Here is a 24,799-nt window from a genome sequence, read left to right as displayed (position 1 = left end):
ACTCGTTGGCTTTTTTGTTATTTCTGGTGGATATTGAGCAGGAAATGATTTTCCTTTATGTATGTTTGGTATAAAAAGGTAGTTGGAATATTATTGATAAATACTATTAATTTAGAATATAATTTAAAAATGAATTTATTTAATAATTTAGCAATTTCAAAAGGAAGTGGCATCTTGGATTTTATACTTGTAATAGCATTCTTTGGTGTAATAGTAACCATACTGATTGGCATCAAACGAGCAATTAAAAAACAAGCTAATGTAAAGAGAATGTTTTTGTATTCATTAGGTTTTTTCATACTAATGATAGGGTCTACTTTTTTTATTGATGATCCAAAATCTCAGTCAACTAAAGAAGATTTAGCAGCAGAAAAAGCAGAAGCAAAGAAAGAAGCAGAAGCGAAGGAAAAAGCCGAAGCAAAGAAAGAGGCTGAGGCAAAGAAAGCAGTCGAGGCGAAAAAAGCTGCTGAAGCCAGCAGTTTAGATAATAAAGTTAAAAAGGCAATTCATAAAGCATTCGGCAAAGAAAATTCATTTGATAAAAAAGATAGTATTCTTGGAATCAATTACAATAAAGAAACTGGATTTATCCTTGTTAAAGTTTATGGTTCTGATAATCTTACAACCAATATGATACGAAAAGGCATGTGGATGGATGTTAGAGACACACTGGAATTATTAAAAGATGAAGACGATCTAAAAATGATTGATTTCAATATTGTGTTTCCGATGCAGGACCAATATGGTCAAGAAAGCAACGATATTATCATGAAACTATCATTTTCTAAAGAAACAATTGATAAAATTAACTTTGATAATCTTCTAACAGACAATATACCTACAATTGCAGATAGTTACTGGCAACATCCAGCTTTGAATAAAAAATAATAATTGTAGATCAGTTAGATAAATACCATTTTCTTTTCATTGGTAAATTCCTCTTTTCAGATGTTTTAAGTTACTATTCAATTACCTCAATTGATAAAGAATTAAATATTAGTGAGTTTTTTTCTTTGCGCTTGAAAATAACCGCTTTAGCTGAAACAAGGCTGGGCTAGCTATTGGCACCAAAGGATTCTACGTGAAATGGACTTAACCTCAGGTGAATCTTTAGAATTTGCAAAGTTGAATGCAGGTGTCGTACAGCCATCACGTACGAGTATTAATCCTTATTACTTAGGTTTGAAAATCTTTGAGGACATCGAAGAACGCTACAATAATCCAACTGAAGAAATGATTCGTCGAGGTGCGAAACCAAATTCGGGTCGAGCGCAAATGTATGAAGTGCGTGAAATAGAATCAGATATTTACTTCCTGCGTAATTATTTAACGAAAGACCTTGTGATGCGAGAAGATATGTACTTGTTCCAGAAGCAGGGCAAGGATTATAAGATTGTAGATAAAGAGTGGAAAGGTGTGCGAGATCAGCTTGTTAATATGAGGGTGAATGGTGGATTCCCTTATATCACGGTAAATGATGGTGACTATTTACGTAATGGTGAGCTGTATTTGAAGCACTGGTACGAAGGTATTGAATTAGATGTGAAGTATTTGGAGAAGGTTATGCCTTATATTTATCAGCTTTGGGGTCGTGGTGTTCATATGGAGACGAAGGTGGAGGAGAAACCAATTCTTTATACGTATGATAGTAAGGGGATTTATAAGAAGTATTTATAATAGAAATATTTGTGGTTTTTTTTATAGGAGCCCACATTGTTATTTCTATTTTAACAAGTTAAAAAATGAAATTGACCTTATCTGTAATTGTAGCAATTGAAATTCTTTCAGAGTTAAATTGGGCTGTCTAAAATGTTCGTTGTTGAATTATATGAAATCAAATTTAAAGGCCAAGAATGTTGATTTAACAACATTCTTGGCTTTTTGTATTTTCGATTATTCACTCATCTAAAAGAGTACTTCTTTGTTGTTCCATCAAAACACTTGTTAGCTCAAGTGTTTTGATTCACAATTTAACCTATTGGATTGTTAACACAATACTTGAACACCCTAAAAGTTGTCTAACTTAGTGTTGATAATTAGAATTAAATTCAATAAATCTTAAGGATTCTTAAGGTTTTTTGCCATTCTCTCTTAAGTTTTGGATTTTAAAGTATGATTATTAATTCAAACTCAAGAGGTGAATAAATGTGAACAACATTTTTTTCTTATATCAATATATAATGAATCCAAAAACAGTAGGTGCTGTTTTTCCTAGTTCACGATTTCTTGGTGATAAAATGATTGAAAGAATCAATTTTAAGAAAGCAAAATATATTGTTGAATATGGTCCAGGTACAGGTGTGTTCACAGAAAAATTAATAAAAAACAAAGAATCTAAAACAGTAATTTTATTAGTGGAAAATAATAAAGAGTTCTACTCCTTGCTTAATGAAAAATATAAAGAGGAAGAGAATGTATTCATTGTCTGCGGATCTGCCGAAAATATTGAACAGTATTTAAGGGAATATGATATTCCTTATGTTGATTATGTTATCTCTGGCCTACCTTTTTCGAGTTTGCCTACTAACGTTTCAAACAACATTTTAGTAAACACCACCAATATCTTAAAAGAGGATGGACGGTTTATTACTTTCCAATATACAAAATTTAAAAAGGCATTCATTAATCAATTTTTCACCAAAATAGAGCAGGAAAGGGAATACAGGAATTTTCCACCTGCTTACATCTTTAGCTGTATTAAGTCAAAAAAACATTCGGAGGAATTTGATGATGTCAAAAATACTTATTGTTGATGACGATAAAGAAATCAGAAACCTTATTGCCGTTTATTTAGAAAATGAAGGTATGCAAACTCAAAAAGCTGAAGATGCTATTGAAGCTATGAGAATGTTGGAGAAAGATCAATTTGACCTAGTTATTTTAGACATTATGATGCCAAAAATGGATGGAATTCAAGCATGCATGAAGATTAGGGAAGAACGTAGTATGCCTATCATCATGCTTTCAGCCAAATCAGAAGATATGGATAAAATTCAAGGTCTTGCTTCTGGTGCGGATGATTATTTATCTAAACCATTTAACCCATTGGAGTTAATCGCCAGGGTGAAATCTCAATTGAGAAGATATAAAAAATACAATACCAATTCATCCATCGATAAGAGTGTGATTGACATAGGCGATTTAACGGTAAATACAGATACGCGCCAAGTTTGGGTACAAAAGAAAGAAATTAGGTTGACGCCGAAAGAGTTCGATATATTAGAACTTCTTGCCCGAAACAAAGGGATTGTCTTAAGCGTTGCAAAAATTTATGAAGCGGTTTGGAAGGAAGACTTTTTTAAATCTGATAATACGGTGATGGTACACATTACAAAAATTAGAGAAAAAATAGAGATAAATCCCAAACATCCAATCTATATCAAGACGATTTGGGGCGTAGGGTATAAAATATGATAAAGGTTAGGAATAAATTAACTGTAAAGTTACTTGGTTCAATCGCAATAAGTTTTTTTGTTACGTATTTTTTATTCATTATCCTTTCTAGATTATTTATTCAGATGGTCGGAATAAATTATTTTATAGAGCTAAGTTATCAAAAAAGTGTTTTGCTGGTGTATTTAGTTATTTTTCTTGTTATCTTGATTTTTATTGTTGTTTTTTTGTTGTTGGTACGAAAGAAATTAATGTATTTGAAACATATTTCCGAAAGTGTTAGCAATATTGCTAATGGAAATTTAGGATTAACAATTGAGATTAAAGGTAAGGGTGACGAATTAGCTCAACTAGCTCAGAACATAAATTATATGTCAAAAGAGTTAAATAACAAATTTATTCATGAAAGACAATTAGAAAAAATAAAAAATGAACTTATTACAAATGTATCCCATGATTTACGGACACCATTGACATCTATTATAGGTTATTTGAATTTAATAAAAAATGAGGAATATGATAATAAAGAGCAACTTCAGGAGTACTTTGAAACCATTTATTTAAAATCAGAAAGATTAAAATACCTGATTGATGAACTGTTTGAATTTACCCGCTTATCAAGCCCTGATGTTACGTTAAATTTGAATAAAGTTGACTTAGCGAGTTTATTGCATCAAATAGTCGGAGAGTATATTCCTATATTTGAGAAAGAACAATTAAGTGTTCAAAAATCAATAACAGAGGAAGATATCCCTGTTTTAATCGATGTAGAAAAAATGGTTCGTGTTTATGAAAATCTCTTTATGAATGCTATAAAATACAGTACGAAACCTTCTGATATACAAATAAGCTTTAGTGTTAAAGGTGATACCGCGAAATTAAAAGTAGCAAACAGAGTGGAAAAACCACCCATAGAAGATGTGAATAAATTATTTGAGCGCTTTTTCAGGGAAGATCAGGCAAGAATGGATGCACAAGGGACTGGTCTTGGACTTTCAATTTCCAAAAGAATTGTACAACTTCATAATGGGGACATTCGTGCGGAATACAAGGATGGTTGGATAAGCTTTATTGTTGAACATCCTATACAAGATAACGATGTATAGGTGAATATTTCTGATATCTTTTGCTTGTCCATTACACATTATAAAGGCTATTATGCACATTCTTAAGTCTCTTTTGGAGTCTTATATAATTAAAATGAGTCAGTATGATATGGAGAGAACCATGAGATGTATATGGAATACCTTAATCTGAATGGATGAATTGGTACCCTATACATCTTTTTTATGTTTTATTCTGTTCCATCCTATTCATATAATTTGTAATTTATTGTCTAGTGCAAATCATAAGATTCGTTAAGTAAAGATGGGATACTTACTATTTTTAATAAATTGAGGGCGAGCCTTATAGAATGATAATCTTTAGAATCCTTAATGATTTGACGTCCTATTTCTTAATTTTCATTGCTTACCATGTATATATTGAAGGCAATGAGGAGAGTGAAGAAATTGAGAAAGAAATTTTATATCATTTCTATTTGGATTTTATTTGTTTATATATTAAAGCATTTTCATTTCGTTTCATTTGATCTGAATACGGTTAAAGAATTTATTTCAGAGTATCAAAATTATGCATTCTTACTTTTCATAGTTCTGTGGATTGTTAGACTTTTCTTTCTTGTCCCAGGAACACCCCTTATAATCTTGGGTGGATTATGCTTCAGTCCAATTGAAGGTTTACTATTATCGACAGTGGGTCTAGTATTGAGTGAAACTTTGGTTTATCTATTTTCAAGAAGTTTTGCTGGCCATATAGTGAAAAAGCAATTAGAGAATCGACATCCAGAGTTAAACAATTTGTTGGAAACTTACAATTATAAGTTTCTAGCACTAGGAATTATATGTCCAATAGCTCCAACGGATGTAACCTGTTTTTTATCTGCTTCAATTGGTATAAAATATTCAACCTATATTTTAACAATAATTATTGCTAATATGCCTTTAAGATTGTTATATAGTTTTATTGGTATCAGCTTTAGTGAATCTATGATTGGCCTAGCCTTAGTTATAGGATCATTAGTGTTGGTAATTATTGCATCAATAAAAATTTGGAACAACCTTAAGCAAAAAACACAGTTGCAACAATTTTAGCTATAAAAATTACTCATTCAAGAACTATACTTCAGTTATTAGTCTAACTTAGAAAATGGCATTGGCAATTTTAATTTTTTCTTTGATGGGCTTTTGATGGGCTAAAGAAATAACCGCTTTAGGTGAAACGAGGCTGGGCATCCTACTGGCATCAGCGCATCCTCAGAGAACTGGACCTGACGACCGATGAATCCATCGAATTCGCCAAGCTCAACGCGGGAGTCGTGCAGCCGTCACGGACGACCATCAACCCCTATTACTTAGGCTTGAAAATCTTCGAGGATATCGAGGAGCGCTTTGACAATCCAACCGAGGAAATGAAAAGGAGAGGAGTGGAGCCGGGCTCAGGCCGCCAGCAGATGTTCGAGGTACGCGAGGTGGAATCGGACATTTCATTCCTCCGCAATTATCTCACCAAGGACTTGGTGATGCGCGAGGATATGTATCTCTTCCAAAAGCAGGGTCGCGATTATAAAGTAGTTGATAAGGAATGGACCCATGTCCGCGACCAGCTGGTTGGTATGCGGGTGAACGGTGGATTCCCGTATATAACCGTCAATGACGGCGACTATTTGCGGAATGGCGAGTTGTATCTAAAGCATTGGTATGAGGGCATCGAGCTCGATGTGAAATATTTAGAGAAGGTGCTGCCTTATATTTATCAGCTATGGGGGCGCGGCGTCCATATGGAAACGATGGTGGAGGATAAGCCGTTATTGTATAGCTATGATAGTAAGGGGATTTATAAGAAATATTTGTAATTGCCTATTGTTTTAGCGATCAACCCATGTTGAAATGCCATCTTATTATGTCTAATTACTATCCCTTATGAGTATCTGGAATTTTATATTAGATGTTAGTTAGAAGACAAGTGATGAATTATTCTAGTTAAATGTCTGTGGAAGAACAGAACAAGGCTGCTTTGAGCAGTCTTGTTCTTAAAAATGAGCAACTGAATCTTTATCATAATGAAGATCACAATGAAAAGGATAAAGGAATTAGATTAATCTGTTTATTGAATAAGGTTTAATATCTTATTGGCTAAACTCTATTCAATTAATCCTTAAAAAAATAGATGCAGAAAGAAAAGTCAATCTTACAATTAACTGCTAATCCAATTGGAATTTTCAATTTTGATTCTTCAGATTAAAAAATCAGCTATCAACACATCGTATTTTTCACTTTACATTTTTTAGGACAAGTATACCGTACCAGTCCATTAGTATGTTTGCCATATTCAATCGCTTCTTTTGGGCATCGGCAAATACACGCCATACAATGAGTGCACTCTTTTCCCCAGATAGGCTTTCCGTTTTCCATCCTAATGTTCTTCAATGGACACACCTTTTCACATTTTCTGCAGGAAATACAGTCATCTGTTACATGGAATTTCTTGGCGTGTACGTATACTGGATAAAAAAGATCGTTTACTATACCACTCTTCAATCGATCTTTTGATGTCACCTGCGGTTCTGAAAACGCTGTACCCATTCTAATAGACTGCGCACTATCTGCTATTTTTTGTTCAGCTCTTTCAATAATCGCCAGTGCTTCATCTTTTTCAGGTGCACTGTAAAGAGCAATATAGTTTTCAGGCATCGTGATCGAAAAACATCCTTGATTAGACAGACCTTTTACTTTGCAAAGCTTCTTTAGGTAGGCACCTGCATTGCCATTGCTGCCACCACACGTCATCACAAAATAAATATCTGAGCTGCCAACTAATTTTGTCTTCCATAACCATTTCTCTACAATACGTGGAATCCTCCATGCATAGGTAGGTACTACTATTACCCATGGCCTATCAGAAAATAAGTCAGAAAAATCCTGATTTCGAATTTTTTTAAAAAGATTTATTACGTCATCTTGAACTTCGTTCCCAATTCTTTTGGCCACATACTCACTGTTTCCAGTGCCTGAATAATACAATATGATTTTTAATCACCATCTTTCGTTGCAACTCCTTAAGATTATAGCGAATAAAAAGAAGAATTGGACATTGGTAAAGAATCGCTTTACCATCCAAATTATGGTTTATTTCAGAAATCGGCGGGCTAGGTTTAATTTTTTCTCGTTGTATGGTGGAAACAACAGGGACACATTGAATCTAGTGCTCGTTTTTAGAATACTTCTTTGATGTGAGAACGTTGTAAAACTATAATGCCCATGATAAGCTCCCATCCCTGAATGACCTACACCACCAAAGGGTAATTGAGGGTTGGCTAAATGAGTAATGGTATTATTAATACTTACTCCACCTGATGAAATATTCATTAGTACTTTTTCTTCTATTTTCTTATCAGATGTAAATAGATAAAGAGCTAACGGTTTAGAAAGTTTATTAATGGATTTAATAGCATCATCTAAACGATCATACGTTAAAATGGGAAGAATCGGTCCAAATATTTCGTCTTCCATTGAAGCAGAATCCCAATTGGCATCAATCAGGGTTGGTTCGATAAAGCGTTTAGTACTATTGGTAGTCCCTCCAAAGATAATATGTTCTTTATCCCTTTCAAGGATTGTATTTAATCGTTCGAAATGCCTGCTATTTACAATGCGGCCAAAATCGCTGCTCTGTTCAATCGTTGAGCCATAAAAATCTTTAAGAGAACGGTTCATTTCTTCAATCAATTCTTTTTTGACATCTTCATGTACCATAACATAGTCAGGAGCAACACAGGTTTGGCCAGAATTGACTGTTTTTCCCCAAACGATTCTGTCGGCTGCCATTTTTAAATTGGCAGTTTGATCAACAATGACAGGACTTTTTCCACCTAGTTCAAGCGTGACAGGTACAAGATTTTGAGCAGCTGCCTTCATGATGATTTTTCCAACTGGAACACTTCCAGTGAAGAAAATATAGTCAAATGGTGCATTGACCAATGCTGTATTTGTTTCAATACCACCTTGAACGGATCGTATATAGTTTGAATCAAAAATTTCTTCAATCATTTCCGTTAAGACTTGTGATACATTGGGAACTAACTCAGATGGTTTAAGAACAACGCAATTTCCAGCTGCAATGGCTCCAATTAACGGTTCTATGACAAGTTGAAACGGATAATTGAATGGGCCAATAATGAGTGCTGTCCCGTATGGTTCATATCGAATCAAGCTTTTTGATGGATGTAGGGTTAATGGCGTTTTCACTTTTTTTGTTTTTGCCCATTTTTTTAGGTGTTTCTTCGTATGGGTAATGCTATTTAAGACAAGTCCTACTTCAGAGGTATAGGCTTCAAAAGGATGCTTTCCTAAATCCTTTTGTAGAGCTTCGTTGATTCTAGATTCATACTGGATGATTCCGTTTTTTAATTGATCTAATTTTTTTAAACGAAAATGGATCTCTTTTGTTTGATTTGTTTGAAAGAATTCTGCATGTTCCTTTAATATATCTCTAACATTCTCTGAATTTAATTCAACATGATTCATCAGTGGTTTAGACCTCCTACTTACAGTCATAGCAACTCAAGTTTCGATTGCAACCATACAACAGACGATAGGGGAATTACTTGATTTTTAAGATTATCTTCCCTTTGGCCCTTCCTGACTCCGAATAGTCCATAGCTTTTTGAGCATCTTTAAAAGAAAAAACCTGGTCAATCACTGGTTTTATCTTGTTAGTCTCAATCATGTTTGCAATTATTTGTAATTGATAGCCACTTGGCTTCATAAACAAAAATGTATATTGAACATTATGTTTTTTCTCAAGTGCAGTTATTTTTTTAGTTGCCGCTGAAAATAACAACGTTTTTAAAAATCCTGAATGATTTTCTTTACCAAAACGAGCATTGGGTAAGCCCGAAACAGAAACGATTTTTCCGCCATCTTTTACAACAGCAAAGGCTTTTTTTAGATTTTCACCCCCAAGAGTATCGAATACAGCATCATAATGATTTAATCGGTCTTCAAACCTTTCTGTCTTATAATTAATTATTTCATCTGCACCAAGAGACCTTACTAGATCCATACCAGCTTCACTAGCAGTAGTAGTGACGGTGGCACCCAATAATTTAGCTAGTTGTATAGCAAAGGTGCCAACACCACCAGCCCCTGCTTGAATCAATACTTTTTTTCCATGTTGTACTTTTAATATGTCATGCAAGGCCTGATAGGAAGTTAACCCAACTAGCGGGATGGAGGCTGCTTCCTCAAAACTCAGATTTTTCGGCTTTAAGGCGATGTCGTTTTCATGAATGGCGATATATTCCGCAAATGTACCAATTTTACTCTTGCGTGGTCGGGCATATATTTCATCGCCGGCTTTAAATCGAGTCACTTTAGCTCCCACCTTAACGATAACACCAGAAAAATCGTTGCCAAGAATGAGTGGCATTTTGTATTTGACCAATAATTTCACTTTCCCATCGCGTATTTTAAAATCGATCGGATTAAGGCTAGCTGCATGAATCTCCGCTAACACTTCATAGTCTGTGATTTCAGGTATGGGCATTTCCGCCAAGCGTAAAGGGGCTTTTCCATACTGATCAATAACCATTGCTTTCATTGACTTTACCTCCATATAAATTGAATCTTTGCTCGGTGGGGGATATCCCCACCGAGCATGAGTTGAACTAATGGGGCTCAAACTGGTGCTTAATCTCCCACTTAAAAGAATCCACTTTGACTCCGTTTTGAAGTGGGAGTCAAAGTGCCCGTTTGAGAGGGATAAAAACTGGCTGTTTTTTAAGCCCTTCTTTTTTTAAATACTTCTAAACCATGATTAGCCATATTTTGAAATAACGATAACCAAGGGCTATAATTCGGTTTCGGATTTCTTCCTTTACCGATGCGGATTAGCTGTTGTTCATACCAACCTAAATCCAACATAGAGCCAACTCTGGCGTCTAACCAATTCACACCTGTTCTAATAGGTTTAATGTTAATTGTTTCATACGTACCTGCAAAGATCCGATTTGGTAGGTCTGGAATTAAAACAAATGGTTTTCCAATTCCAATCATATCCACGGCACCACTCTTTAGGGCGTTCGTCATTCCTTTCTCTGAACGAAATCCACCTGTTACAACTAAAGGAACAGATATGATTTCTCGCGCTTTTTCAGCGTACTCCAAGAAATAAGCCTCTCTCATTTTGTCCCATTTATTTTTCGCATTTTCCATCATGACTGGACTTTCGTAATTGCCTCCAGATATTTCAATCATATCGATTCCGACTTCTGACATTTTCTTCAATACTTGCATGGAATCTTCTTCTGTAAATCCTCCTCTTTGAAAATCAGCCGAGTTTAACTTTAATCCAATAGGAAAATCTTCACCTACTTGACGACGAATTTCTTTATACGTTTCTAATAAGAAGCGCATACGGTTATTTAGATTTCCTCCCCATTCATCTGTACGTTGATTATGGTGGGGTGATAAAAATTGGCTGACTAAGTAGCCATGTGCGCCATGGATTTGAACGCCTGTAAAACCAGCTTTTTTAGCTATACGTGCTGCATTCCCGAAACGTTTGATGAGATCTTTAATTTCTTCTGTTGTAAGAGCGCGTGGTTTATTGAACATGTTGGATACGTGGCCGGAAAGTGGTATCGCGCTTGGTGCAACTGGCGTTTTTGATACACTCTTTGGTGATTGTTTCCCAGGATGATTTAGTTGCATCCATAAATGCGTCCCATTTTGAGTGCCAGCTTTCGCCCATTTTTTTAACATGTCTAAATCTCGTTCATCTTCAATTACGACATTACCTGGTTCGCCTAAAGCCTTGCGGTCAATCATCACATTTCCTGTTACGAGGAGACCAGCTCCTCCTTTAGCCCATGCATCATATAAAGAAACTAATATTGGTTTTGGATTGTTCGTTTTTGTCCCTAATGTTTCACTCATGGCTGATTTATGAAAACGATTTTTAATGGTTACTGTTTCAGATAATTTTAGTGGGTTTGCTAAGATAGAACTTTTCATTTGTTGTTTTTCTCCCTATATAATCAGAATTTTATGATAATATTATTGAGATTCGTTTGTAACATCCCAAGAGTCTAACATGTATTCTTCAATATGCTCTGTTAAATTATTCAGTAATCGAATGGTGCTCTTTGTTGGATCAAGATAGTAATAATTCATTGTTCCTTGGCGGTTCAGACTTACTATTTTTGCGTCTTTTAAAATCTTTATATGATGAGAAACAGCTGGTCGAGAAAGATGTGTTTTCTTAGTAATTTCTCCTACTCGCATTCCTTCACAGCCAGCGCTTATTAAGGTTATGATGATGGATTGTCTCGTTTGATCACCTATGGCAAGCAACACTTCCTGACAATCCGCAAATTCTTGAGCTAATTGATCTAGCTTTGCCGAGTTCTTCATGAGTATCACTCCTACGTTTGAAGGTTTATTCGTTTGAACAAATGAATCATAACATATTATTTTTGTGAAAAAACATTGGGAAAGAAAATCAAGACCATTGAATGAACACTTATGTTCAGTTATAAACATAAGTATTCCAGTGTAAGGCATTCCTAAACTAGAGGATTTTGGCAGGATGTATCTCAAATGAAGAAGTTAATAAGGTTATTGTATAGCTATGATAGTACGGGGATTTATAAGAAGTTTTTGTAAGAAAAAAATTATTTTGTTTTTCTATAATAAAAAAGAGAATGTGTAAGAATTAACCTTGAATGGGATAGAAAGTAGAATTACAAGGGCACGTAAAAGTCCACATAGTTGTTAGTTGCGAGGTAATCATCGCTTACCTCGTTTTTTTCAGGTTGCCCCAATGATTTTAAATAAAGAAACCCTTACTTTAAGCCCCTTTATGGCCATTTAGGATATTGTTGTGCCAAAAGGTCAAACGGGAGGCTGTTGTTAAGGATTATTTAGGGGATAACCTAAAAAATTTTTTTCTATCTAAAGGACTATTGTTAAAATATTGTAGTTTTTATAGTATTAAAATGAACTAATTTTGATAAAATTGGTTAAAATTACATTTTAATCCATGCTTATGCGTACATACCTATATAAATAAAGTAAACAGATTAAAGAGGAGGAGTAAAATGGCTGGTAAAAAAATCGCAAAAACGATCATTCCATTTGCTGTTGTGGCTTCATTATTAGTTGGAGGGTTTGCAGGAGTAAAACAACATGCTGATGCAAAAATGGACAAGCATCCTAGAGCAAAAAATATTATTTTTATGATTGGTGATGGAATGGGAGAAGCCAATATCGCAGCTCACCGCTACATGAAGGATAATCCGAACACAAAAGGATTGGACAGGACTACTTTTGATAAATACAAAGTCGGAAGTCAGATGACGTTTGCACAAGATGAAGACCAGAACATAACAGATTCTGCTTCTGCTGCGACTGCCATGTCGAGTGGAGTTAAAACCTACAATGCAGCAATTGCAGTGGACAACGATAAGTCATCAGTGAAAACGGTATTGGAAGCTGCAAAAGAAAAGGGGAAAGCAACAGGATTGGTTGCCACAGCTGAAATAACCCATGCTACACCTGCCGCTTTTGGGGCACATGATGAAAACCGAAAAAACATGGATGCTATTGCGAATGACTACTTCGACGAAAAAATAAAAGGGCAGCACAAAGTCGATGTACTATTAGGGGGCGGCACCACAAACTTCATTCGATCAGATCGCAATATTGCGGAGGAGTTTAAGAAACATGGATACAGCTATGTAACAAACAAGCAAGAAATGCTTAAAAGCTCAAATAACAAGATGTTAGGACTGTTTGCACCAGGCGGGCTGCCAAAAATGATCGATCGCACGAGCGATATCCCATCCCTCGAAGAAATGACCACGACCGCAATCAAAAAATTAAGTACCGATAAAGATGGATTCTTCCTAATGGTTGAGGGAAGCCAAATTGACTGGGCAAATCACGATAACGACATCGTCGCATCTATGAGTGAAATGGAAGATTTTGAACGTGCATTCAAGGCTGTCGTTGACTTTGCGAAGAAAGACGGAAATACACTCGTTGTTGCAACGGCTGACCACGGAACTGGTGGATTGACCGTAGGCAGCAATGGTGTTTACAATTGGTTCCCAGAGATTATTAAAGCGGCAAAACGTACTCCAGATTTCATCGCTTCTGAGATCTTGAATGGAGCCAATGTGGAAGAAACCTTGAAGAAATATATCGACCTAAACTTGACTGCGCAGGAAATCCAATCCGTTAAAGATGCGGTTGCCACTAAAAAAGTGGACGATGCCGTAGAAGCTATCTTTAATGCAAGGTCATATACGGGATGGACAACCAGCGGACATACAGGTGAAGACGTTCCTCTTTATGCATACGGACCTGAAAAGAATAGGTTCGCTGGCTTGATCGATAATACGGACAATGCAAAAATTATTTTTGATATTCTAAACAGTAACCATAAAATCACAGATAAATAAAGTATTATATAAAAGCAGAAGGCTCTTACATTTCAGGGTATCCTTCTGCTTTTTATCCTGGCCTTACAATCTAACTCTTATTTTACGAAAGGTTATTCTAACTATTAATTAAATAAAAAGTGCGCAATTCATAACAAAAGGCCTATTTATGGCTATCGCACGCTTATTGGTGGATTTAAAGATTTAACATTTGCATAATTTTTACATCATTTTCAATCGCACCCTAATAGGTGCGGGGATTTAAAGAAGGAAAACGCGAAGGTAGCGTTTACCACGATGCAGATCGTAGGTGCGAGATTATGGTGCGGATATTAGGTGCTATGCCACCGCTGCTGTTAGATCGATTAATACTCTTCTTCTAGTTCAGCTAAAACTTCAACTTCATCAATACGAATTTGTTTCTCTTCGAAATCAATGAGGCTAATTATAGAGTCATCTAAGACTAAAATAGTTAGAGTATCATCATCATTCATTTTGGCTCTAAAAACAATCGTTCCTGTTTCAAAGAAGTCATGTGCTACAAAAATTTCATTCATATCCGGATGGAAAAATGCCAATAGATTTTCAGAAGCAGTATTTTGCAATAACACCCAATCGTTTCTTAGTTCAATCGCCATATATTCCATTTCGTAATCATTCATTTAATAAACCTCCTACAATCGCTACATGAGGTTCGTTATATGCAAATTTAATAACTAGACCTTCAGGAGGCCCTTCAAGATTTACCGCAATCCCTTGCTCCGTATATGTTAAGTTCATCATTTCATTGGAATATTTAGTGTCATATAGACGCAATTTATGCTCATGAATAAGCATAAATGCGTTCTCGTTTTTAGGCGTCGTTAAGGTTATGTTCTCCTTACCTAAAGGTATTGTAAATGTTTCAAGTCTTTGTTTTTTACTCTTCATCTTCTGCACCAAATTCATCATCTAAATAGGCAGGATTCATACTAATCGTTGCCGAATGTGTCTTTTGATTAACAGTAATAATTCGATCATAAGATAAGTGTAAAATAACTAAGCTATCATCTTCTTCAACCATTAGACTTGCCACTTTATCATGGTCGTTATCTACGATTAATAATGTTTCCTCATCTTCACTGCGAAATACATTCATTTCATTCTCTTCTGCTTGTTCGATAATAATTGTCCATTTTCCTATTGTAGTCATAAAAATCCTCCGTAGATTCAAGTTGTTAAGGTCCTATTATAGCTTGAAATTATCGAAGGTTATATCAGATTTAGAAAAAATGTTATATTAAAAAAATTGATGTTTCTACATGAAATTCAAATGAAGAATTTGATTGGTATGCTTAACCGTTTTAGCTGAAACTTGGCTGGGCATTCTACTGGGATCAGCGTATCCTCTGTGAGTTAGACATAACCTTGGATGAATCAATCGAGTTCGCCAAGCTCAACGTTGGGTCGTCCAGCCTTCTTGGACGACCATCACCCCCTATTACTTAGGCTTGAAAATCTTTGAGCATATCCAGGAGAGCTTTGACAATCCAACCGAGGAAATGAAAAGGAGGGGAGTGGAGCCGGGCTCAGGCCGCCAGCAGATGTTCGAGATGGAATCGCACATTTCATTCCTCCGCAATTATCTCACCAAGGATTTGGCCATGGGCGAAGATATGTATCTGTTCCAGAAGCAGTGGCGTGACTATAAAGTGGTCGAAAAGGAATGGACTCATGTCGGCGACCAGCTGGTCGGGATGTGGGTGAACGGTGGTTTCCCGTATATAACAGTCAATGACGGCGACTATTTGCGGAATGGCGAGTCGTATCTGAAGCATTGGTATGAAGGCATCGAACCCGATGTGAATTATCGATTTGAATTTCCTAAAATGAGAAGCAACGATAAAGTCCTATAATATCGTTGCTTTTTATTAGTATCTGTCTCTACTGAGTGATTGCTTTTTTTATTGCTTTTAAAAAAGTCGAAGCTGCCTTCGAAGGAATGTAGTTCTTTTTCCAAATGATATTCAAGCTTGCTGTTAAATCTGGCTCTAATGGAATAAATGTCAAATCAGTTCCTTTCGTATTGATTATTCCATCGATACACAAAGCGCAACCAATACCTTCTTCTACCATAATAGAGGCATTGTACAGAAGATTATAAGTTCCGATGATTTGATTGCTCTCGAGATTTTTGCCTAGCCATTCTCCAATTTGGTCATCTACTAAAGACTGACTTGAAACAAAGAGGGAAAGTGATTTTAAATCATCAGGTATGATCGTTCTTTGTTTTGCATAAGGGTGATCTTTGCGTATGAGAATGCCCCACTTGTCCGTCTTCGGGAGTTTCAAGTAATCATATTTTTTCTTTTCTACTGGATCAATTACGATGCCAAAATCTAAAATGCCCTTGTCTAACTTTTCAATGACGTCATCTGAATTGCCACTATATAAATTTAGTTTCATTTCAGGATATTCTTTGGAGAGAGAATATAAACATTTAGCAATAAATTGCATGGCCCTCGTTTCTCCGCCACCAATGACTAATTCACCACTGATGATTTCTTTACTTGATAAGTTTGCTGTCGTCGTATTGACTAATGAAAGAATTTCTTTCCCTCGATTAACTAAGTATTGTCCGTCTTCAGTCAAAATGATTTCTCTATTTCCGCGTATGAATAATTGTACGCCCAGTTGTTCTTCTAATTCCATTAACTGTTTTGACAATGTGGGTTGGGATAGATGCAAGGATTCTGCTGCTTTACTGATTGTTTTTTCTCTAGCAACAGTTAAAAAATAATTTAATACTCTAAAATCCAAAGAAACCCTCCTCATATAGATAAAACGAATACCTATGTATTCTATATAAGTATTAGTTATTTATAGCTTACCTCAGTATCATTAAGTTAACAATAATCGTTACGTAATGAAGAATTGGAGGTGCTGATATGCCAGGTTTATTAAATAAAATCATTAGGAAGGAAATAGAAAAAGATTCTCCTATTTTTAGAGAAATACATGAGCAAAAAGCTAAAAACGAACGATTAGTCATGGAATTGAATACTGGATATCATGAGCAATCAAATATTCACACTATACTCGAAAAAATCACTGGTCGTTTTATTGATCCTTCTATTATTATTTCTTTGCCTTTCTATACGGATTTTGGAAATCATATTGTATTTGGGAAAGATATTTTTATTAATCAAAATGTTACTTTTGTTGATTTAGGAGGTATTTATCTTGAAGATAATGTACTAATTGGTCCAGGTACACGCTTAATCACAGTAAACCACCTAGCAGATCCGAAAAGAAGAAGAGGACTCTATGTAGATTCGATTCGCATTAAAGAGAATGCTTGGCTTGGAGCAAATGTGACAATCTTACCTGGGGTGACGGTGGGGAAAAATTCTATTGTTGCAGCAGATACTACTGTCACTAAAGATGTACCAAATAATGTTATCGTAGCTGGAACTCCTGCGAGAATTATTAAAGAAATAGCTACTGAATAAAGGAGGAGTCACTATTCATAAAAAGATTTTATTATGTGTTTTCCTTTGCACTTCAATAAGTCTTGTTCTAATAGGTTGTTCCTTGGAATCATTAAAGAATCAGCCAAAAGATCAAACAATAGCTACCCACTCATCTTTAAGTGATGATTCAGAGAATAGTAAGGTGGATAAGAATTTGATTAGTGAAGAAATGAACAATTATGAATTAGTGATTCTCGGGAAATCTTACAAATTATCTCTTGAAAATAATGAAAGCGTAAGTGAATTAATCAAACTTTTTCCGCTGGCTATTGAAATGCAGGAATTAAACGGGAATGAAAAATATTATTATTTACCTAAAGACTTGCCCACTAATTCTGAGCAAGTCACAGAAATAAAAAAGGGTGATATTATGCTTTTTGGATCAAATTGCTTAGTTCTATTTTATGAGAACTTTAAAACGACCTATTCCTATACGAGACTGGGAAGGATTGTAGATTTTGAACAAGTAGCTACCCATTTAGGACATGAAAGTCTTCAAGTAAAATTACAAGCTATAAACAACAATAGAGGAGAGATGGAAAATGGCAATTAAAGATAAAGTAGTAATCATAACAGGTGCTTCAAGTGGGATTGGTGAAGCAACTGCAAAATTATTGGCTAGTAAAGGTGCAAAAATTGTTATGGGTGCTCGTCGAGAAGAGAAACTAAAAACATTGACTGAGGATATCCAAAAAGCTGGTGGTCAAGCTACATACCGTGTCACAGATGTTGTTAAACCAGAGGATAGTCAACAACTTGTTCAACTAGCAAAAGATAGTTTTGGTGGTATCGATGTAATCTTTTTGAACGCGGGACTAATGCCTAATTCACCCCTTTCTGAATTGAAACTTGACGAGTGGAACAGAATGATTGACGTTAATATTAAAGGTGTATTAAATGGTATCGCTGCGGTATTACCAACATTTATATCTCAAAAGTCTGGCCATATTATCACCACTTCATCAGTAGCAGGGCTAAAAGCTTATCCAGGTGGTGCTGTCTATGGTGCAACTAAGTGGGCTGTACGAGATTTAATGGAAGTTTTACGTATGGAATCGGCTCAAGAGGGTACTAACATTCGTACAGCAACTATTTATCCAGCAGCGATCAACACAGAACTTTTGGATACGATTACTGATAAAACTTCTTTAGAAGGTATGACTGCATTGTACGATAAATATGGTATCACACCTGATCGAGTTGCAAATATCGTTGCATTCGCCATTGATCAACCAGAGGATACAAACGTAAATGAGTTCACAATCGGACCAACAAGTCAGGCATGGTAATTAATCGTAAGTAAGAGAATTACTATTTAAATATAAGGCTGTTGAGTAGACCTCGATAGCCTTTTCCTAAATTATATCTAGATTTTTTTAAATAAGAAGTGGCTAATATGGGGATTGATTTACTTTACGTTTGGAAATAACCCCTTTAGAAGAACCATGGCTGGGCATCCTACTGGAATCAGCGTATCCGCTCGATGTGATATATTTGGAGAAGGTGCTGCCTTATATTTAACAGCTATGGGGGTGCGGCGTCCATATGGAAGCGATGGTGGAAGATAAGGGGATCTTGTAAAGCTATGATAGTAAGGGGATTTATAAGAAGTATTTATAATAGTTGAAGTCAACGAGTATCGTTGGCTTTTTTGCTATGCTTTTTAAAGTATAGAGATTTCAGTAATAAAACTGATTCCTTTTATAGTGAAAAAACAGGATTGATTTGGAAGGAAGATTGAGTTGATTATCGTTTATAAAGTTGAGATCATTTTTATTAATGGTATTTATTGACATTCAGATTTCTTTTGTATATATTGTAAATAAAGTATATATACAATATATGGTAGGGATGATTGTATGCAAATTTTAATATCTCATAATTCCAAAGAGCCAATTTATGAACAAATATATCGACAAATAAAAAAGAACATTCTATCAGGACGTTTATTGGCTGGGGATCCTTTACCTTCCATGAGACATTTGGCTAAAGAGATAGATGTAAGTGTTATTACAACCAAAAGAGCCTATGAAGAGCTTGAAAAAAGCAGTTTGATTTATTCAGTTGTTGGGAAAGGATCTTTTGTTTCAGAGCAAAATCATGAAATGATAATCGAAAGAAAAAGAAAAATAATTGAGGAACAGTTTACAATAGCCATTCAAAATAGTAAGGAAATAGGTTTGGATTTACAAGAACTCAAAGAATTGCTTTCCGTGTTATATGAGGAGGTTGAGTGATGAAAAATGTAATCGAAATTAAAAATGTGAATAAAAAATTCAATGATTTTGAACTAAAGGATTTTTCTATATCAATTAAGAAGGGGTTTGTGACGGGCTTTATAGGTGGAAATGGTGACGGGAAATCCACAACAATAAAGCTGATAATGAATATTCTTCAACCTGATAGCGGAGAAATAAAAATTTTTGGACTCGACTATAAGAATTATGAAAAAGAGATTAAGCAACGTATCGGTTTTGTCTATGATGAAGGCATATTTTATGAGCACTTAACATTGCATGAAATGAAAAATATAGTAAAGCGTTCTTACAAAAATTGGGACGATGCCTTATTTCAGTCCTATGTTCAATCTTTTCAGCTCCCTTTGAATAAAAAAATGAAACTATTTTCAAAGGGAATGGTAATGAAGGCATCATTAGCCATTGCTTTATCTCATCATGCGGAACTGATTATAATGGATGAGCCCACCTCAGGTCTAGATCCCATTTTTCGAAGAGAATTACTAGATATTTTACACGATTTGATGTGTGATGGTGGAAAAACAATCTTTTTTTCAACGCATATTACTGCGGATTTAGATAAAATTGCTGACTATATTACGTTTATTCATAATGGCCATCATATTTTTACGAATGAAACGTATAAAATTCAAGAGCAATATGCGGTTGTTAAAGGGGATTTAAGCTTATTAGATTCAGACATAGAGAAAGAGTTTATTGCACTTCGTAAGTCGGAACATGGATTTGAAGGTTTATCTGCAAATAAGGAAAGAGCTTATTCTTTATTTCAAGACATAGCACTATTCGAAAAGGCTACCTTAGAAGATATTATGTATTATACAAAGAAGGGTGTGGATAGAATTGTTTAATTTAATAGTAAAGGATTTTTTTATCCATAAAAAAATGTTGCTAGGTACACTTGCAGGAATCGTTTTCTATGCGTTTATAGATGTATCAGTAATGTTCGTTGGGGTACTCTTTACGTTCGCTATGGCCATGCATATATTCTCCAGTGATGAAAAAAAGTCTATACAAACATTGTTAAGTTCACTGCCTTATACTAGAAGAGAAGTGGTTAGTTCAAAATATGTGTCGGTTTTTGTTTGTCTGTTCTTAGTCATGAGTGTTGTCGTGGTGAGTAATTATTTTATAAACCAAGAAGTGACTAACTGGAAACAAATATATTTTATTACTAGTGTTGTTATGGTATTAATATCATTCGTTTTTCCGTTTTCCTATAAATTTACAAGCAAATATTTGCTTACTGCTTCAATTGGCTTATTTGTACTCTATTTAGCTGTGTTGAAGTTTTTAATTCCAAATTTAAACGATGAAATTCGAAGCATAACAACTAGAATTATAGAATTAAATAACATACAAATATTTCTAGGTACAGGTGCCATACTTATATTATTTTATGTAGTCTCTTGGATCCTCTCTGTAAGGATTTATGAGAAAAAGGTATTTTAATATACAAATAGAAGCAAAATAAAAATGACCATTACTAAGTAGAGCGAATAGATTCGAAAGGTTCTTTCATAATGAAACTAGTCTTATATATCATTGCAGTACTATTTTGGCCGGTTTTGTAGGAATATTTAGACACGCCTAATCATATATATTACAAATTTCTAAGGAGCCTTATTCTTGGGATGGTTGGTTATTTAATTATTATTTTTTTAAAGAAACGGGATAAACAAATAGTAAAGAACATTAGCACACCATGCATATTCAATAAAAAGCTGGCTAAAGAACTCTAAAACATTATTTAATCAATAAAGAATTCATTAACAAAATACATAATTAAAGAGACAAAAAAGGTATGTGAGTCATTGGCTAAATAAATTGTACTTGTAGTAAATGACCCCGATAAAGATGTAAAAGGGCTTGATATTTATCCGTAAATATCAAGCCCTTTTTATATTGAGGTATTATTACTATCATGTGAAAAGCTTCAATTATGTTTCTGTACCTCAAATAAAAAGGTCAACCTTATAATACGATCGGGTGCGTTCATAATATATAGTTCAACCAGAAATTACTGTCTGAACAATATAGAACGAATGCAACTTTTTGTTCTACTTCTTATGATACCATAGCAACATTCCTAAAATAAAAGAACAGGATAAAATCCTTTTTTATAGGTGTAATCATTTGTTTATCCATTTTTCTAGTCTATGGAGGTTTGTTTAAATGGAATATTACCAATGTTCCGATGGATGTGGTAGAGCTTAGTCAAGTAAGTTCATTAGGCGATGGTAGAATAGTTTTTTATATTGAGTTAACTGACAATTATAATGTAAATCGATTGAAATATGAGATAGACGAAAAAGGTGATTTTTACTTGATTCCGAAGAGACCTATTATTAAGAGTAAAGCCCGTTATAAAAATTATATGGTAAAGGGTTATGATTTCTTTGAATAAGAAGCTCGTGAAAAAGATCGTGGAATCAAGATGAAAGCGGTATATTACGGTACTCCAAAACATCATAAATTAATTTGGAAAGAGGGAATGGATTTGCCAGAAGCAAGTGAAGAAATTAAAGAGATGTTTAGTTATGAGTAAGAAAGAGCAACGAAACCACAATTAAATGCGGGATAGAGGATTTATTAAAGAGTATTAGGTTAAATAGGATTTATGTGTTTTAACCCTATATAAATAATAATGCCTTATTTGTGACACATAGTGAAGTTAAAATAAGGTATTAGACGTATGAGACTTTGAATCGTCTAATTAACTTAAAAAATATACTTTACTTTATTTGTATTTATAAGAGAGGGCATGCCTAAATATGAAGAAAATTCTATTAATAGAAGACGAGGCACCTATAGCACGTTTATTAAAAGCGTATCTAGTACGTGAGTCCTTTGATGTGTTATGGAATATAGGAGAAGGAAATATGGAAGAATTATTTCTATCGTATAAGCCTGATTTAGTCCTACTTGATTTAATGTTACCAGAATATGATGGTATGGATATTTTGAGGAAGATACGTCGAGATGGTAGCTGCCCCGTTATTATTATGACAGCGCGAGGTTCAGTGCCAGAACGGTTACAAGGGCTTCAACAAGGTGCAGATGATTATATTCCAAAGCCATTTGATCCTGAGGAAGTGGTTGCAAGAGTACAAGCTGTGCTCCGACGTTCTACTTATTTAGTGGAGAATACTAATGTAAAGTTAGGAAGTCTAAATATTGATTTTACAGCTCGTACTGCTCATTTAGGTAATGAAGCATTGTTTATATATCCTCGTGATTGGGATTTACTTGCCTTTTTAGCTAAGCATCCAAATCAGTGTTTCAGCCGAGAGCATCTTCTAGATCAAATTTGGGGTATTGATTATGAAGGAGGAGATCGTGCAGTCGATTCGACTATTAAAAGGCTTCGACAGGTATTAAAGGACTGGCCCAAATCAGAGGGGGAAATACAGACAGTTCGGGGAGTGGGGTATACGCTTCATGTTCAATAGAAGAACGTCCACCTCTATGCTGAGAATATGGACGTGGAGATATGCGTTCGTTCTTTTGATAACGATGTGTTTAATCGGTATTATAGCTACACTTTGGATTCGTTATAACAACAATAATAAAAGCTTTGCTGTTCTAGAAGCCAGAGCCGAACAATTTGCCGACATCTATAGTCGAAGCTATACAGATACACAAACTAATAATGACATAGACTCTTTGCAAACACAAAGTACAATCAAGGTTTCTCAAATTATAAAACCTTTAGAAGGAGAGGTATTGCTATTATTAGGCACTCGTAAAGAAAATAAAGTAGTTTCAATTAAAGAAAAAATAATTACTAATGATGAAAATGAAGAACAATCAGTCGCGCTTTCATCAAAAAATAATATGCTAAATCCACCTGATTTTAGTCCCGTTTTAAAAGGAAAGACGATTAAAAAGCAATACAAACATAACGGTGAATTATGGCAAAGTGTTGCCGTCCCTTTATCTAAACAAAATGATGATATTAGTGGTATCAGCCTTAGTGCACCCGTAAAGATTGATTATAAAGAAACGAAAAGAATGTATATATATGTTTCTATTATTATTATTGGCATTGCAATTGTAGCTTGGTGTGTTATTTATTTGTTATTAAGAAAGTTAACGAGACCGATGAGTCAATTAGCTCATGCTGCGATACAAGTAGCTGATGGAGATTATACGCCTAATTTACCTAGTGCTAACAATATTAAGGAACTAGAGCTTCAACAACTAATCCATTCCTTTAAAGAAATGACGACTAAACTAAAAGCGTTAGAACAAATGCGAACGGATTTACTAGCAGGCGTTTCACACGAACTTAGAACGCCTCTAACTTCAATACGTGGGATGATACAAGCAGTCAACAACCGAGTTGTAGAAAAGGAAGAGGCAGATGAATTTTTGCATATATCCTTAGATGAAGCGAAACGAATGCAAAGAATGATTGATAATTTACTAGACTTTTCATCCTTGGAGGCAGGAGCTGTTCAGGCTAATTCTTCTATTATTGATTTTACTCAGCTTATTAAAAGTATTATGAAGCAACTTCGTTCAACTCCGTCATTTTATCATGTACACATCGATATTCCGATTGAGGATAACAAAATATATGGAGATGAAGGACAGATTAAACAAATATTAATTAATCTAATGATGAACAGTGTGATAGCTGGAGCGACAGAGATTTCTTTCAGATGTGAGGTACTAGACAATCAAATGATGATAGATGTTAGAGACAACGGTAAAGGGATAGAGGAATCAGAAGTTCCCTTTATATTTGAGCGATATTATCAAGGTAATAGTAAACGAAATAAAAAGAAAGGCTTAGGGCTTGGGCTTCCTTTATGTAGACTCTATGCTCGTGCAAATAATGGAGATATCATTTTACTTAGCACCTCTACACAAGGGAGTGTATTTCGTTTAATCCTACCAAACGTAAAATAATGTATATGTAATAGAAGTGTTAAGCCACAGAAAAAGAGGCTAGAACTAAAACAATTTTATCAATGAAAAATCCGAACTGAATTCTTTATTAGAATAATGAATTAGCTCGGATTTCTCCTTTTTTGAAGGACTGTCTTGAAAGAAACGGATTGTTCTTTAAGGCTTGCCATTTTCCTGACACACAGCCCTAGTATATTTTACTTGTAGCCAAATAGCAG

The 24,799-nt window shown here is 34.8% G+C and carries 23 protein-coding genes and 4 pseudogenes; 18 read left to right on the top strand and 9 right to left on the bottom strand.

Features of this window, described 5'->3' with window-relative positions; all coding sequences use genetic code 11:
• Positions 1-57 precede the first annotated feature (57 nt).
• The 7 genes and pseudogenes from ABC357_RS15960 to ABC357_RS15930 form a co-directional block, all read left to right on the top strand.
• Entirely contained in the window at positions 58-888 is an 831-nt protein-coding gene (locus tag ABC357_RS15960; RefSeq protein WP_412888457.1) for a hypothetical protein, read from the top strand.
• Between the two features lie 150 nt (positions 889-1,038).
• Positions 1,039-1,677 (top strand): annotated as a pseudogene (locus ABC357_RS15955) (SpoVR family protein); the annotation flags it as partial.
• 470 nt (positions 1,678-2,147) lie between these two features.
• Positions 2,148-2,753, top strand: a complete 606-nt coding sequence (locus ABC357_RS15950; protein WP_412888456.1) for a class I SAM-dependent methyltransferase — start codon at positions 2,148-2,150, stop codon at positions 2,751-2,753.
• Positions 2,728-3,414 carry a response regulator transcription factor gene (locus ABC357_RS15945; RefSeq protein WP_412888455.1) on the top strand — a complete coding sequence of 229 codons (687 nt, stop codon included), beginning with the start codon at positions 2,728-2,730 and terminating at the stop codon, positions 3,412-3,414. The genes ABC357_RS15950 and ABC357_RS15945 overlap by 26 nt, the downstream gene beginning before the upstream one ends.
• A gap of 182 nt (positions 3,415-3,596) precedes the next feature.
• A pseudogene (locus ABC357_RS15940) lies at positions 3,597-4,499 on the top strand (HAMP domain-containing sensor histidine kinase); the annotation flags it as partial.
• Positions 4,500-4,904: 405 nt separating this feature from the next.
• On the top strand, positions 4,905-5,546 hold the full coding sequence (locus ABC357_RS15935; protein ID WP_412888453.1) for a TVP38/TMEM64 family protein: 642 nt from the start codon (positions 4,905-4,907) through the stop codon (positions 5,544-5,546).
• A gap of 122 nt (positions 5,547-5,668) precedes the next feature.
• Positions 5,669-6,307, top strand: a pseudogene (locus ABC357_RS15930) (SpoVR family protein); the annotation flags it as partial.
• 400 nt (positions 6,308-6,707) lie between these two features.
• Here ABC357_RS15930 and ABC357_RS15925 read toward each other — a convergent pair.
• The 5 genes from ABC357_RS15925 to ABC357_RS15905 all read right to left on the bottom strand — a co-directional run bounded on the left by ABC357_RS15925 (position 6,708) and on the right by ABC357_RS15905 (position 11,876).
• Positions 6,708-7,475, bottom strand: a complete 768-nt coding sequence (locus ABC357_RS15925) for an EFR1 family ferrodoxin (protein WP_412888452.1) — start codon at positions 7,473-7,475, stop codon at positions 6,708-6,710.
• Positions 7,476-7,580: 105 nt separating this feature from the next.
• Complete coding sequence (locus tag ABC357_RS15920; protein WP_412888451.1) at positions 7,581-8,978, bottom strand: aldehyde dehydrogenase; 1,398 nt, start codon at positions 8,976-8,978, stop codon at positions 7,581-7,583.
• Between the two features lie 76 nt (positions 8,979-9,054).
• On the bottom strand, positions 9,055-10,053 hold the full coding sequence (locus tag ABC357_RS15915) for an NADP-dependent oxidoreductase (RefSeq protein WP_412888450.1): 999 nt from the start codon (positions 10,051-10,053) through the stop codon (positions 9,055-9,057).
• 179 nt (positions 10,054-10,232) lie between these two features.
• The gene (locus ABC357_RS15910) at positions 10,233-11,468 is read right to left on the bottom strand and encodes an NADH:flavin oxidoreductase/NADH oxidase family protein (protein ID WP_412888449.1); all 1,236 of its coding nucleotides are present in this window, start codon (positions 11,466-11,468) and stop codon (positions 10,233-10,235) included.
• A gap of 42 nt (positions 11,469-11,510) precedes the next feature.
• On the bottom strand, positions 11,511-11,876 hold the full coding sequence (locus ABC357_RS15905) for an ArsR/SmtB family transcription factor (RefSeq protein WP_412888688.1): 366 nt from the start codon (positions 11,874-11,876) through the stop codon (positions 11,511-11,513).
• Positions 11,877-12,553: 677 nt separating this feature from the next.
• On the opposite strand from ABC357_RS15905, the gene ABC357_RS15900 reads away from it, so the two are divergent.
• The gene (locus ABC357_RS15900) at positions 12,554-13,918 is read left to right on the top strand and encodes an alkaline phosphatase (protein WP_412888448.1); all 1,365 of its coding nucleotides are present in this window, start codon (positions 12,554-12,556) and stop codon (positions 13,916-13,918) included.
• Between the two features lie 344 nt (positions 13,919-14,262).
• On the opposite strand, the gene ABC357_RS15895 is transcribed toward ABC357_RS15900, so the two are convergent.
• The 3 genes from ABC357_RS15895 to ABC357_RS15885 are packed head-to-tail and all read right to left on the bottom strand — an operon-like array spanning position 14,263 to position 15,089.
• Positions 14,263-14,559, bottom strand: coding sequence for a hypothetical protein (locus ABC357_RS15895; protein WP_412888447.1), 297 nt, complete (start codon positions 14,557-14,559; stop codon positions 14,263-14,265).
• On the bottom strand, positions 14,552-14,827 hold the full coding sequence (locus ABC357_RS15890; protein WP_412888446.1) for a hypothetical protein: 276 nt from the start codon (positions 14,825-14,827) through the stop codon (positions 14,552-14,554). The genes ABC357_RS15895 and ABC357_RS15890 overlap by 8 nt, the downstream gene beginning before the upstream one ends.
• The gene (locus tag ABC357_RS15885; RefSeq protein WP_412888445.1) at positions 14,817-15,089 is read right to left on the bottom strand and encodes a hypothetical protein; all 273 of its coding nucleotides are present in this window, start codon (positions 15,087-15,089) and stop codon (positions 14,817-14,819) included. Before ABC357_RS15885 ends, ABC357_RS15890 begins: the two co-directional genes overlap by 11 nt.
• Positions 15,090-15,253: 164 nt before the next feature.
• Here ABC357_RS15885 and ABC357_RS15880 point away from each other — a divergent pair.
• Positions 15,254-15,747, top strand: a pseudogene (locus ABC357_RS15880) (SpoVR family protein); the annotation flags it as partial.
• Positions 15,748-15,820: 73 nt separating this feature from the next.
• Here ABC357_RS15880 and ABC357_RS15875 read toward each other — a convergent pair.
• A complete protein-coding gene (locus tag ABC357_RS15875) occupies positions 15,821-16,696 on the bottom strand; it encodes a LysR family transcriptional regulator (RefSeq protein ID WP_412888444.1) in 876 nt (291 codons plus the stop codon).
• A 128-nt stretch (positions 16,697-16,824) separates the two neighbouring features.
• Between ABC357_RS15875 and ABC357_RS15870 the strand changes: the two genes are divergently transcribed.
• From ABC357_RS15870 to ABC357_RS15830, 9 genes are all read left to right on the top strand, one after another.
• On the top strand, positions 16,825-17,388 hold the full coding sequence (locus tag ABC357_RS15870) for a DapH/DapD/GlmU-related protein (RefSeq protein WP_412888443.1): 564 nt from the start codon (positions 16,825-16,827) through the stop codon (positions 17,386-17,388).
• Positions 17,389-17,470: 82 nt separating this feature from the next.
• Entirely contained in the window at positions 17,471-17,962 is a 492-nt protein-coding gene (locus ABC357_RS15865) for a cyclophilin-like fold protein (RefSeq protein ID WP_412888442.1), read from the top strand.
• Complete coding sequence (locus tag ABC357_RS15860; protein WP_412888441.1) at positions 17,952-18,698, top strand: SDR family oxidoreductase; 747 nt, start codon at positions 17,952-17,954, stop codon at positions 18,696-18,698. The genes ABC357_RS15865 and ABC357_RS15860 overlap by 11 nt, the downstream gene beginning before the upstream one ends.
• A gap of 570 nt (positions 18,699-19,268) precedes the next feature.
• Positions 19,269-19,646, top strand: a complete 378-nt coding sequence (locus tag ABC357_RS15855) for a GntR family transcriptional regulator (RefSeq protein ID WP_412888440.1) — start codon at positions 19,269-19,271, stop codon at positions 19,644-19,646.
• Positions 19,646-20,515 (top strand): ABC transporter ATP-binding protein, encoded by an 870-nt coding sequence (locus ABC357_RS15850; RefSeq protein ID WP_412888439.1) that lies wholly within the window; start codon positions 19,646-19,648, stop codon positions 20,513-20,515. The genes ABC357_RS15855 and ABC357_RS15850 overlap by 1 nt, the downstream gene beginning before the upstream one ends.
• Positions 20,508-21,116 (top strand): ABC-2 transporter permease, encoded by a 609-nt coding sequence (locus ABC357_RS15845; RefSeq protein ID WP_412888438.1) that lies wholly within the window; start codon positions 20,508-20,510, stop codon positions 21,114-21,116. The genes ABC357_RS15850 and ABC357_RS15845 overlap by 8 nt, the downstream gene beginning before the upstream one ends.
• 715 nt (positions 21,117-21,831) lie before the next feature.
• Positions 21,832-22,071, top strand: coding sequence for a hypothetical protein (locus ABC357_RS15840; protein ID WP_412888437.1), 240 nt, complete (start codon positions 21,832-21,834; stop codon positions 22,069-22,071).
• Between the two features lie 367 nt (positions 22,072-22,438).
• Positions 22,439-23,116 carry a response regulator transcription factor gene (locus ABC357_RS15835; RefSeq protein WP_412888436.1) on the top strand — a complete coding sequence of 226 codons (678 nt, stop codon included), beginning with the start codon at positions 22,439-22,441 and terminating at the stop codon, positions 23,114-23,116.
• Positions 23,106-24,581, top strand: a complete 1,476-nt coding sequence (locus ABC357_RS15830; RefSeq protein WP_412888435.1) for a HAMP domain-containing sensor histidine kinase — start codon at positions 23,106-23,108, stop codon at positions 24,579-24,581. Before ABC357_RS15835 ends, ABC357_RS15830 begins: the two co-directional genes overlap by 11 nt.
• The last annotated feature ends 218 nt before the right edge of the window (positions 24,582-24,799 follow it).

This window comes from Bacillus kalamii (genome assembly GCF_047238185.1).
GTDB lineage: Bacteria > Bacillota > Bacilli > Bacillales > DSM-1321 > Bacillus_AD.
The sequence above is the reverse complement of the archived record's forward strand: the minus strand, read 5'-3'. Positions and strand labels throughout refer to the sequence as shown.

Coding starts and splice junctions, on each gene's coding strand:
- ABC357_RS15960 (WP_412888457.1), top strand. CDS start 58: ATGTATGTTTGGTATAAAAAGGTAGTTGGAATATTATTGATAAATACT.
- ABC357_RS15945 (WP_412888455.1), top strand. CDS start 2,728: ATGATGTCAAAAATACTTATTGTTGATGACGATAAAGAAATCAGAAAC.
- ABC357_RS15920 (WP_412888451.1), bottom strand. CDS start 8,978: ATGAATCATGTTGAATTAAATTCAGAGAATGTTAGAGATATATTAAAG.
- ABC357_RS15915 (WP_412888450.1), bottom strand. CDS start 10,053: ATGAAAGCAATGGTTATTGATCAGTATGGAAAAGCCCCTTTACGCTTG.
- ABC357_RS15910 (WP_412888449.1), bottom strand. CDS start 11,468: ATGAAAAGTTCTATCTTAGCAAACCCACTAAAATTATCTGAAACAGTA.
- ABC357_RS15900 (WP_412888448.1), top strand. CDS start 12,554: ATGGCTGGTAAAAAAATCGCAAAAACGATCATTCCATTTGCTGTTGTG.
- ABC357_RS15895 (WP_412888447.1), bottom strand. CDS start 14,559: ATGAATGATTACGAAATGGAATATATGGCGATTGAACTAAGAAACGAT.
- ABC357_RS15890 (WP_412888446.1), bottom strand. CDS start 14,827: ATGAAGAGTAAAAAACAAAGACTTGAAACATTTACAATACCTTTAGGT.
- ABC357_RS15885 (WP_412888445.1), bottom strand. CDS start 15,089: ATGACTACAATAGGAAAATGGACAATTATTATCGAACAAGCAGAAGAG.
- ABC357_RS15870 (WP_412888443.1), top strand. CDS start 16,825: ATGCCAGGTTTATTAAATAAAATCATTAGGAAGGAAATAGAAAAAGAT.
- ABC357_RS15860 (WP_412888441.1), top strand. CDS start 17,952: ATGGCAATTAAAGATAAAGTAGTAATCATAACAGGTGCTTCAAGTGGG.
- ABC357_RS15855 (WP_412888440.1), top strand. CDS start 19,269: ATGCAAATTTTAATATCTCATAATTCCAAAGAGCCAATTTATGAACAA.
- ABC357_RS15850 (WP_412888439.1), top strand. CDS start 19,646: ATGAAAAATGTAATCGAAATTAAAAATGTGAATAAAAAATTCAATGAT.
- ABC357_RS15835 (WP_412888436.1), top strand. CDS start 22,439: ATGAAGAAAATTCTATTAATAGAAGACGAGGCACCTATAGCACGTTTA.
- ABC357_RS15830 (WP_412888435.1), top strand. CDS start 23,106: ATGTTCAATAGAAGAACGTCCACCTCTATGCTGAGAATATGGACGTGG.